Here is a 4,552-nt window from a genome sequence, read left to right on the forward strand (position 1 = left end):
TCCTGGCTACGGCCTGGACAGCACGTCACCGCCGTCGGCGCCGACGACGGCACCAAGGCCGAACTCGACCCGGCCTGCTTCCACCGCGCCGACGTCATGGCCGTCGACAGCCGGAAGATCACGCAGCTGCACGCCGGAGACCTGCGGGCTTCGGGCCGGGCCGTGGACGCCGAACTCGGCGAGCTGCTTCTCGGCCGCCATCCCGGCCGGACGTCCGCCTCGCAGATCACCGTCGCCAAGCTGGTCGGCCTGGGCATCCAGGATCTCGCCGCCGCCGAGACCGCGCTGCGCCTGCTCGAAGAAGGGGCCACCCCGTGATCGCCCGTACCTGGAACGGCCGCGTCCCCGCCCACCACGCCGATGGCTTCGCCCGCCACCTGTTGGCGACGGGCGTCGCCGAGTCCGCGGCCCTGCCCGGCCACCTCGGCGCGGACGTGTTCCGCGCCGACGTGGGGGAACACGTCGAGTTCCGCCTCGTCACCTACTGGCGCTCGTGGGAGGCGATCCAGTCCTTCGCGGGCGAGGAACCTGACAGGGCCGTCCTCTACCCCGGCGATGAGGAGTACGAGCTCGTCCCCTCGTTCGTCGTCGAACACCACCACGTCATCCGCAGGAGCGGGGAACAGTGAACGTCGCCATCACCGGTGGGCACGTCGTCCCCGTCGACGGTGCTCCCATCGACGGGGGCACCGTGCTCATCGCCGGAGGCCGCATCGTCGCCGTCGGCTCTGCCGCCGGCATCCCCGTTCCTGCGGAAACGCCCGTGCTCGACGCGCGCGGGCAGTGGGTGCTGCCGGGCTTCGTCGAGGCGCACGCGCACATGGGCATCGGCGAGGAGGGCGAGGGCGACCTCGGCGAGGACCTCAACGAGAAGGGCGAGCGCGACGGCGCCCGTCTGCGCGCCCTCGACGGTGTCAACCCCGCTGACCTCGGGTTCATCGACGCTCTGTCGGGAGGCGTCACCACGGCCGTGATCCTGCCCGGCTCCGCCAACCCCATCGGCGGCCAGGCCGTGGCCGTGAAGACCTGGGGTCGCACCGCGGACGAGATGGTCCTGCGCGATCCGGTCGGTGTGAAGAGCGCGCTCGGTGAGAACCCCAAACGGTCGTACGAGGGCTCAACCAGGATGGGCACCGCGGCGGCGATCCGCGACGCCTTCCTGCGGGCGCGCGAGTACCGGGGCAGGCGCGACCCCTTCGACTCAGGGCTGGAGGTGCTGATCAGGGTGCTCGACCGCGAGCTGCCATGGCTCCAGCACGTCCACCGGGCCGACGACATCGCCACCGCGGTACGGCTGGCCGACGAGTTCGGCTACCGCCTGGTCGTCAACCACGGCACAGAGGCCCACCTCCTGGCGGACCTGCTCGCCGAGCGCGACATCCCGGTGGTCAGCGGCCCGCTGATCGGCACCAGGTCCAAGGTCGAGCTGCGGCACCGTACCCTGCGCAATCCGGGCGTGCTGGCCGCCGCCGGCGAGCGGGTGGCGATCACCACCGACCACTCCGTCGTCCCGATCCACTTCCTCGTCCACCAGGCGACCTTCCGCTTGCCGAGCAGGCGCGGGTCATCCAGGAGGAATCCGCGCAGCAGCGGCCGGTTCGTGATGGCCAGGAAGTAGGCGCGCGCCCCATCGGCGCCGCCACGCCGAGGTTCCCTGGCCAAGCGAACTCGACCGCCAGCGAGCCGTGCCACGGCCGGCTCCGCCACCCCCAACCCACCTTGCGGCGGAAGATACGCCCAATCACCCGCCGGCGCCGTTCTTGCCGATGGGGGACCGGTGCATCCCGCCGCCATCCCGCGTACCGCCATGGTGCGCGGCTCCGCGTACAGTGCCCTGCAATCCGTTCCGGATTGAAGCGGCACACGCTGTAGCCATCCGATGGCCGTCCAGACGGAAAGGCAACCGCGATGGAGCAGACGTTCGCCTCCCTGCCGACGGATGAGGAACTGGTACCCGCCACCGATCTCAAGAAGTGGGCGCAGAAGGCCCGCGCATTCCTGCAAGACGCGATCAAGGAGGACAAGCCCGACGGGTTCTTCGCGGACGCCCTGGAGGCGCTGCGGCGAAGGATGGCCTCCCTGGAGACCGCGCTGCTCAACGGCACCCCGGAGAGCGAAGCACGCAAGGATTTTCTCGTCTGGGTGCGGGAGAAGAGCACCGGGGGCTCCTGGGCCTACTACGCGACCAAGCGCGTCGAGGCCGATCGGCTGGCGGCCGCTCAAGAAGCGCTCAAGACGCACGCCGCCCGGATCGACCGCGCCAGGAGCGAGGCCGTCAAGGCGCGCAACGCCCCCGCCGCCAAGGGCGCCGACTACGGCACCGTGATCGCGGGGCTGTCCGACGCGGGCTCCGACGATTTCTGGATCGGTACCAGCGGCGCCTACACGCGCGCCACTCAGCAACACCCGCTGATGCAGGAACTGCTCGCCGGTGTGGGGCAGGCCGAGAACTGGCCGGTGAACGCGTGCGCTGAAGTAGACGCCATGAACCAGTACCTTCTCGCGCGCGGCTTCACCCGGAAGGCCCAAATCCCCGCCGGTGCGTTGTACTTCCACGCGGAGACCTGGAACTACGACGAAGAAAAGTGGCAGGCCCGCAAGACGTGCGGCAACTGCTCGACGTGGATCGGGAAGATCGGCGGGCGCCGCTGCTGAGCCCTACGTTCGGGCGCCGGTACGGCCGGCGCCCGAGTGCGTCGTCGAACGGACTCGAACAGCGGCGGCAGTTCGGCCCGTACGCCAGATCAGTCCGCAGACTGCCCGATTCGTGCCTTCAACCTGCGACCTTCGCTGCCGGATTCTGGACAGGTGAACAGAGCACTCATCGTCATCGACGTCCAGGAGTCCTTCCGGCGACCTCCCGACTGGGAGTTCGTCTCGGAGCCGAACATCGTCAAGCAGGTCAACCAGTTGGTGACAGCCGCGCGAGCACAAGATCAGCTGATCGTGTGGGTGCTGGGTTCCGGCCCAAATCAGGCACGGTGTTCGACCCGGCCCGCGGGTACGTCCGCCTGATGGATGGACCGCAATCCCTCGCGGGCGAGCCGATCATCACCAAGTCGGCGCACAACGCCTTCACCACGACGAACCTGCACCAGCTCCTCACCACCATGCAGCTCGACACCTACGGGGAACTGCGAGATGTGCGATGCGGGTGACGGCAGGTGCTTCACCGCCTGGCCAGGCTGACGAGAAACGAAACAATCATGCACACGAGTACGACAGAAACACACCCTGGTTGGTACTCCTGCGCCGTTGGAAAAGCCACCGTGCCGGGCGGAGAGGCTCGGTAACACTCCAGTCCCGCGATCGCGCAGCCTTCGCGCTACGGCCACAGACGGAATGGGCCAGATGAGTCGCCGACAGGAACCGGCGTCCTCCAGCCCGTACCGTGGCCCCTTCCGGGTAATTCTCGCCACTGGCACCGCTGACGCGCGGCTCACGATCGGCGATGCCGAACACCACCTGTGAGATGACACACCACACCAGACGCTGACCGCGCATGGACCGGCGGGTCCTCACCAGACATAGATCCGCGACATGATCCGAGTCCGCACCGCCACATCGGGGCCGGGATATGCCACCAGCACCGGCACACCACTCGGATCACTACCCTCTACCAGGGTGAAGCCATCACCGGTCCGCGTATGCACGTGGGCTTTCGCCTCTTTCAAGAAGCGTTCGCAGCGCCACAGATCCTCCTCGTCAGCCGCGGTCCAGATCACGTACTGAACGCCGACGTTGCCCAGCGCATGGGTGGCGTTCGCGCCCACCGCGCGAAGGTACACCTGCAGACCATCCGCGTTGACCAGCAGAGCGGCGCTAGGACTGCGGACCGTGACCTCCATTCCCAAAAGGCTGCGGTAGAAATCCACGCTGACGTCCAGCTCGCGGGCGAACATCACCACTGACGCCAACTGCACGCGTGGGGCGGCCGCTGCCGGAGGGTCTCCCTGGACGTCTCCCGGCTGTACATGGCTTCTGTCAGCATCAGATTCCCGGCGGCCAGATCCGGATGCAGAACCCGGTCGCATGCCCGCCCCCGATCTTCCTTCGCAATCGCGAAAGGCTCACTGTCGACTACGGTCCTCTTCTACGCTAACCCGCAGCGGTGCTCCGGCCCCGACTCGCCAGCGTTTGGCACGACGGGCGCCCGATCCTGAGACCAAGCAGAGGTTCAACCGGCGGCCCTGGCCTTGCGCTGGACCTCCACCCCGCTTGACTCGGGTCAGGGCCTCGTCGCCACCGTCGACTCCCTCGGGCCGCGGCGTTCGGGCGGGGCCGACCGCCCCGTGACTACCGTACGGGGACGGCGAGCTCGCGGCCTCGGTAGAAGCCTTCCCGCTCCTCGACCACGTAAGTGGCCATGGCTTCACGTCGACGTGTCTCGGCCTCGGAGGTCCGCCAGGAGTCGCACGCCTCCTTCGTATCCCAGAACGACACCCCGGTGATCTCCTGCTGGTCCTCGGACCAGTACGCGTAGGCGTGGCGCAGACCCTGCGGGTACGGATCCGGGCGCCATGCCCTTTCGAACTCCTCCAACGTGCCCGGC

The 4,552-nt window shown here is 68.4% G+C and carries 7 protein-coding genes and 1 pseudogene; 6 read left to right on the forward strand and 2 right to left on the reverse strand.

Annotated features, from left to right (window positions below):
• The 6 genes and pseudogenes from AB0B45_RS51300 to AB0B45_RS51325 form a co-directional block, all read left to right on the forward strand.
• Window positions 1-318 (forward strand): annotated as a pseudogene (locus AB0B45_RS51300) (ornithine cyclodeaminase family protein); the annotation flags it as partial.
• Window positions 315-629, forward strand: coding sequence for an antibiotic biosynthesis monooxygenase (locus AB0B45_RS51305; RefSeq protein WP_358146333.1), 315 nt, complete (start codon window positions 315-317; stop codon window positions 627-629). The pseudogene AB0B45_RS51300 and the gene AB0B45_RS51305, both read left to right, overlap by 4 nt.
• The gene (locus tag AB0B45_RS51310; protein ID WP_358146335.1) at window positions 626-1,618 is read left to right on the forward strand and encodes an amidohydrolase; all 993 of its coding nucleotides are present in this window, start codon (window positions 626-628) and stop codon (window positions 1,616-1,618) included. Before AB0B45_RS51305 ends, AB0B45_RS51310 begins: the two co-directional genes overlap by 4 nt.
• A 290-nt stretch (window positions 1,619-1,908) precedes the next feature.
• Window positions 1,909-2,655: a hypothetical protein gene (locus AB0B45_RS51315; protein ID WP_358146337.1), complete on the forward strand. Its 747-nt coding sequence runs from the start codon at window positions 1,909-1,911 to the stop codon at window positions 2,653-2,655.
• A 153-nt stretch (window positions 2,656-2,808) separates the two neighbouring features.
• Window positions 2,809-3,015: a hypothetical protein gene (locus AB0B45_RS51320; protein WP_358146339.1), complete on the forward strand. Its 207-nt coding sequence runs from the start codon at window positions 2,809-2,811 to the stop codon at window positions 3,013-3,015.
• Window positions 3,015-3,158: a hypothetical protein gene (locus AB0B45_RS51325; protein ID WP_358146341.1), complete on the forward strand. Its 144-nt coding sequence runs from the start codon at window positions 3,015-3,017 to the stop codon at window positions 3,156-3,158. Before AB0B45_RS51320 ends, AB0B45_RS51325 begins: the two co-directional genes overlap by 1 nt.
• A gap of 360 nt (window positions 3,159-3,518) precedes the next feature.
• On the opposite strand, the gene AB0B45_RS51330 is transcribed toward AB0B45_RS51325, so the two are convergent.
• Both AB0B45_RS51330 and AB0B45_RS51335 read right to left on the reverse strand, forming a co-directional pair.
• Window positions 3,519-3,908, reverse strand: coding sequence for a VOC family protein (locus AB0B45_RS51330; protein WP_358146342.1), 390 nt, complete (start codon window positions 3,906-3,908; stop codon window positions 3,519-3,521).
• A 388-nt stretch (window positions 3,909-4,296) separates the two neighbouring features.
• Window positions 4,297-4,552, reverse strand: a 256-nt coding sequence (locus tag AB0B45_RS51335; RefSeq protein WP_358146344.1) for a hypothetical protein, incomplete at its 5' end; no start/stop codon positions are given.

The sequence above is a fragment of the Nonomuraea sp. NPDC049152 genome (assembly GCF_040648355.1).
Lineage (GTDB): Bacteria > Actinomycetota > Actinomycetes > Streptosporangiales > Streptosporangiaceae > Nonomuraea.